Genomic DNA, 3,222 nt, shown 5'->3' with positions numbered 1-3,222 from the left:
TTGGATACGCAAACTTGTCAGGGATCTGCTACACTTCCTCGAAGTTCGGATATCTCATTTTCACAGACAAAGGCATTTCCCATGAATTTTGATCCAGCCATCGCTGCCATGCGCGCCCTTCAACAAGCTGAGGAACAAGGAGAACTTGGGGATCTTGAATCGGACATTTTGGAAACGGAAGCGATATTTTCCACCGATCAAGGGCCACAAGCCAAGCGTGCGTTTGATACCCTTCAGGAATTGGGAGCACAGCTTCCACAGGCTCAGCACCTGCAGGAGTTCCTCATTTACATTACCTGGCAACAAGTCACGGAAGGCCCCCTGCCCCGATATTTTCAACTTGGGCTGGACCTCTGCGATCGATTCCTCGAACAATTCGGGAAAAAGATTGAAGGCACTCCATCGCATCAACACGTGGTCGCCATCCGGGAATCGTTCCAAGGCGGATTAGGCATCGAGGAAGAAGAGGATCTCATGCCGGAACATGATGAGGATGCGTTCCTCGGCGGTGATTGATCTTGATGTATTCTCTGTAAACTCGCCGGTGGCTCTACCAATGATCAGACCCATTGCCGGTTCAGCCGATCGACCGAATCACTTTCGCCGGAAAACAGATACCGTCTCTCCCTTCGCTTCATCTTTCCTGCATCCTTGCCTCACCAACTTCGCATTTTGTACAGTTCCCGGATTTTCATTTCCCTAGAAATTTTTCAACGTATTGTTGTCATCTGCACATGCCCCCAACGACTAAAGCTTCGAACTGCAAAACCAGATGGCCCGTTCCGATGGAAGTTAAACCTAGTGCCATTGAAGGCCGTGGCCTATTCACTAAGGTGACATTGCGACCCAGACAAAAAATCGGTGAGTATGAAGGGGAACGCATCACCCAACGAGAGGGGCGAAGGCGCGCCAAAACACAAAAGTGGATTGCCATTGTCGAAGTGAATAATGGGAAGTCGATCGATGGAGCTGAAGAGACAACAGGATTCCGGTTCATTAACCATTCCTGCACACCCAATACCTTTATGAGAATTATTGGAGAACGGGCAGAATTTTATGCCTTGCACCCCATAAAGGCTGGAACCGAACTCACGCTCGACTATGGCGACTCACACCACAACGGGGAATTGCCCTGTTCCTGTCAGAGCACCAACTGTAGGCGTTTCATTTAAGAATCGCGTCTGCTTTCCCTCCGAAAAGATCTTAAACAGTCAAATGAGGAGTTCCACCAAACAATTTAACAAACCAGCTTTAAGGATTTTTCCTTACTCTTTGCTTTCTATAGGGTCAGGCAAAGCAGGGACACTCTTTCATTTGATATACTAGTAGACTAACCCATTCAATTACTGGTTTTCACACAGGAGGTAGAAATGAATCGGACAAGTCAACGCCGCATGATCCATGGTGGAACAATCCAAACGGTCTCGCGCATGATGGGGCTTTTCATGCTGACCGTCGCATTGAGTCTGTCTGGCGCAGCAGCCTGGGCGGATGGAGACGGCCATGGTTACGGGCATGATCCCAAAGCCCATCTGGAGAAACTCACGAAGAAGCTGGATCTTACGAAAGAGCAGCAAGACAAGATCCTCCCCATCATTGAGGAAAAGCACCAGAAGATGGAGGGGCTTCACCAAGAAATGAAAGGGATGCGCCAACAGGCCATGGCCAAAATTGAAGCCGAACTAACTCCTGAACAAAAGGAAAAATGGAAGGAAATGCAGGAAGAACGAGAGGAAAAGATGAAGGAATACAAAGAAAAGCATGGCAAAGATTGTGACAAAAAAGGCAAACATGGCAAGGACGAAAAAGACGATTAAGTTCTAAATGAGAGTGGGGGGCGGATCTGTTCACGACCAGGTGCATATCCGTCCCTCGTTCGCTATCCCTCCGGCATACTCCTGCTTCCTATCCTGCTCCGGGAAAAGTTCCAGCATGCCTCAAACGGTCCCATCCTCCGTCGACCCCAAAGATGGTTATGTAACAGAGCCTTCCGGCATCACCGCCTTTAGTATATGGGGATTCATTTGTAAATGACGTTAGCTATTAGGGACTCAAGTGGAGAAACAGAAATCAAGATGGATGCCCGATAATAACAGTCTGACATAACGGGTACGGAGAGGTACAAGGCAAAGCATATCTGGCAACACAGAAGCGGAAGAACTCTCGATGATTTCCCGCAATTTCCCAATAGCCGACATAATTGTTAGGGTAGGACCGTTCAAAAGAAGAAACGCACTCCATAGGGGATTCAAAACATGCTTGAAGTGGTAGAGATCAGGGTCAGTTATCGATATGTGAAAGAACATTCCTGGGTCATACAGGGCATCACAGGATTTCTTTCTGCCTATTTCATGGAAAAACCAGGGTTTACTCTGAAACGACACTTTGAAGAATTAGAAACCGGCATGCATGTCTGGCTGTGCGATATTCCTCCCAAGATGAAAGTTCCCACCCTCCTGAGACGACTGAAGGACGATATTCCTCCCTGCCAATATAGACAGCTCGAAACCAGTCCCCCGGCGCGGCCGCAATTTCTCATCGATTCACTGGAGCCTGAATCCGCAGCCTCCTAACAGATTTCCAAACAAGGAGTGTTGAATAATAATAATTTCCAAGGGCATATTGACCCACAGGCACGTTGCATATCAGAGGCCTCGGGGCGGTTCAAAAAAGTTCGTCCAGCAAGGCCGCAGTCATTTTTGCGCGCAGAGCGTACCTCCAGTACGTGAGCACGGAAAAATGATGAGAACGCCGCTGGCGGCTTTTTTCAACAGCCCCAAACAAGGATTTCGAAGGGACAGAAGGCGAAAGGACAACAGGGGATCACGGAAACCTCTGTGAGGTGAGCTAAAAATTTGACTGAGAAGGCTGAGAAGACTAGACAGGTTGGTTGGGATTGATGCGCAAAGCCGACCGAAGAAGGTGAACCCGTTCGGCCAGTTCTTCAGCGGGAAGCCGTTCAGGCTCATGCGGCACACACCACACCGGTTTCAATGGATCAGGATCCGTCTTGAGCCTTGGAATCAGATGCCAGTGTATATGAGGAACCTGATTGCCGAGCAGTTCATAGTTGATCTTCTTCGCGTCAAACACCTGCGCCAGTGTCTGCGCCACGTGGGTGACTTCCTCCATCAACATGCCGCGCGCCACACTGGACAAATCAAACAGTTCGGAAACATGCTCCTTCAACACCAACACCGTCCAGCCGGCAAAAAACTGGTC

The 3,222-nt window shown here is 49.0% G+C and carries 5 protein-coding genes; 4 read left to right on the top strand and 1 reads right to left on the bottom strand.

Annotated elements, in window-relative coordinates; translation table 11 throughout:
* The 4 genes from AAH187_RS19065 to AAH187_RS19050 all read left to right on the top strand — a co-directional run.
* Positions 1–516 (top strand): hypothetical protein (locus tag AAH187_RS19065; protein ID WP_342350075.1); only part of this gene is annotated, 516 nt, incomplete at its 5' end.
* Positions 517–785: 269 nt separating this feature from the next.
* Positions 786–1,172 (top strand): SET domain-containing protein, encoded by a 387-nt coding sequence (locus tag AAH187_RS19060; RefSeq protein ID WP_342350074.1) that lies wholly within the window; start codon positions 786–788, stop codon positions 1,170–1,172.
* A gap of 198 nt (positions 1,173–1,370) precedes the next feature.
* Positions 1,371–1,817 carry a hypothetical protein gene (locus tag AAH187_RS19055; protein ID WP_342350073.1) on the top strand — a complete coding sequence of 149 codons (447 nt, stop codon included), beginning with the start codon at positions 1,371–1,373 and terminating at the stop codon, positions 1,815–1,817.
* A 438-nt stretch (positions 1,818–2,255) separates the two neighbouring features.
* Positions 2,256–2,573, top strand: a complete 318-nt coding sequence (locus AAH187_RS19050) for a hypothetical protein (protein ID WP_342350072.1) — start codon at positions 2,256–2,258, stop codon at positions 2,571–2,573.
* A gap of 304 nt (positions 2,574–2,877) precedes the next feature.
* Here AAH187_RS19050 and AAH187_RS19045 read toward each other — a convergent pair.
* The coding region (locus AAH187_RS19045; RefSeq protein WP_342350071.1) for an HIT family protein at positions 2,878–3,222 on the bottom strand (345 nt) is incomplete at its 5' end.

The sequence above is a fragment of the uncultured Nitrospira sp. genome, from assembly GCA_902500695.1.
Lineage (GTDB): Bacteria > Nitrospirota > Nitrospiria > Nitrospirales > UBA8639 > Nitrospira_E.
The sequence above is the reverse complement of the archived record's forward strand: the minus strand, read 5'-3'. Positions and strand labels throughout refer to the sequence as shown.

Coding starts and splice junctions, on each gene's coding strand:
- AAH187_RS19055 (WP_342350073.1), top strand. CDS start 1,371: ATGAATCGGACAAGTCAACGCCGCATGATCCATGGTGGAACAATCCAA.
- AAH187_RS19050 (WP_342350072.1), top strand. CDS start 2,256: ATGCTTGAAGTGGTAGAGATCAGGGTCAGTTATCGATATGTGAAAGAA.
- AAH187_RS19060 (WP_342350074.1), top strand. CDS start 786: ATGGAAGTTAAACCTAGTGCCATTGAAGGCCGTGGCCTATTCACTAAG.